At 64.5% G+C, this 1,722-nt stretch carries 3 protein-coding genes; all 3 read right to left on the minus strand.

The genetic code is table 11. From position 1 onward, the window contains the following. The coding region (locus AC1DMG_RS21995; RefSeq protein WP_477181137.1) for a hypothetical protein at window positions 1-315 on the minus strand (315 nt) is incomplete at its 3' end. 9 nt (window positions 316-324) lie between these two features. Continuing rightward, a complete protein-coding gene (locus AC1DMG_RS22000) occupies window positions 325-516 on the minus strand; it encodes a hypothetical protein (protein WP_441604535.1) in 192 nt (63 codons plus the stop codon). A 68-nt stretch (window positions 517-584) separates the two neighbouring features. Continuing rightward, a partial coding sequence (locus tag AC1DMG_RS22005; RefSeq protein WP_477181138.1) for an aminotransferase class V-fold PLP-dependent enzyme occupies window positions 585-1,722 on the minus strand: 1,138 nt, incomplete at its 5' end.

Here is a 1,722-nt window from a genome sequence, read left to right on the forward strand (position 1 = left end):
GTCACCGGGAGCAGCGTCGGCACTGCTCCCCCAAGGTTCACTCCCCGATCGAACATTGCGGCGAGAACCGGCACGGCTATTGAACAAGAAACGCCACGCGTTCTGGCACGCCCCGTAAAGCAACGCAATGGCAGCGGCGTAGATGAGCTTGGGCGAAATGGTGGAGGAACGCAGCAACGCCACGCCTGCCGAGGCAAGCATGAGCGTGGCCAGCATCGGCACGAAGTAGTCGGTGAGTGAGGTCCTGAACGCGTCGGCGCTGCGATAACCGCGCAAATGCTTGACATGCCAGGCGATGCGGGCCGTCGCGATCAACAAAGCGGTTCAGCCGACGAAAACCAGCGAACCTGCGGGAATCAACAGAAGGAGCGCGATCCCAAGCACCGCCAGAAAGTCGAAAAAACTGCGCTTGGCGACCAGCAACATCCACCCGCGGTGCTCGCCGGTGACGGCATGCAGCTTCATGGATAGCGAAACAAACAGCAGCCCGCTCAACGTGGCGGCAACTTCCGCCATGGTCGAGTAAGCCGATTGCCATTCATTCATAGCTTCGGCTCCGTAAAACGGCTCGGTTGCGCCGCAGCCTAATGCGCAGTCAACCATTGTGCGCAGCGTTCGATGTCTCTCGTGTCATGCCACCCATGCAGGGCAATGCGCAGATAGCCCTCGCGTGTGCTGGTGCTGATGCCTTGCGCGTCGGCGGCACGCAGCAAGCGTTCGCAACGTTCCGCCGGAACAGCGAACGACAAGATGGATCCCAACCTGCCTGCGTTGAGGAGTTCATCCAGTCGCTGTGCTTCAGCAACCCACGCTGCGTTTGCCGCCAGAGCGGCCAGCAAGGCGCGCTGCAAGCCAGCGATGTGCGCCTGCAGCCTGACCGCGCCGCCGCTTTCCACCAGCAGGCGAATGGACGACGCCAGCGCCGCACATGACACGATCGACGGGCTGCCTGCTTCCAGGCGCCGACCGTCGGTGGCCCACAGCGCATCGTTCTGCGCCTGCGCGCCGCTCTGCGAAAAATCATCCGGTGCCGAAAGCCAGGTGCCCAGCGGTACGAGCTGTTGACGGAAGCTCCGCTCGGTCCACAGCAACCCCTGCCCCTGCATGCCGAGCAAACCCTTGTGCCCGCCACTGGCAAACGCACTGATGCCCTCGAACGAGGTCGCGACGGTGCCCGCGCCCTGGATGCCATCGACCACCAGATGCACGCCGCGTGCGCGACAACCGCGACCGAGTTTTTCCAGGTCGAGGCGGATGCCATCCTGGTAACGCACCCACGAAACCGCCATCACGCGCGTGCGCGGCGTGATCGCATCCAGCAAACGCTGCTCCGGTTCGATCTGCGCATCGGGCGCGACAGACGGCTGGGCAAGCTGGCCGGCCCACAGCTCCACTTCCGTACACGTCACGCCCTTGCCGGCCAGCGCCAGCCACGGCAGTCGATTGCTCGGGAATTCGCCGGCGGGAATCACGACCTCGTCGCCCGCCTGCCACGCATAACCCAGCGCTACCACTTCCAGCCCGGTGGATGTGCAGGTGACCAGGCTGATGTCCTGCGCGTCGACACCGAGCAAGGTGGCGCCGATCTCGCGCAGCGAACGCTGCACGTCGAGGAAGTCTTCGTTCCAGCGCACGTCCCAGGGCCGCAACTCCGACGCCATCAGCGCGCGCACTGCGTCGGCCGACGCGCGGGGCAAGGGGCCATCCTTGCAGTGCGAAAAC

The organism is Dyella sp. 01N36, assembly GCF_056399745.1.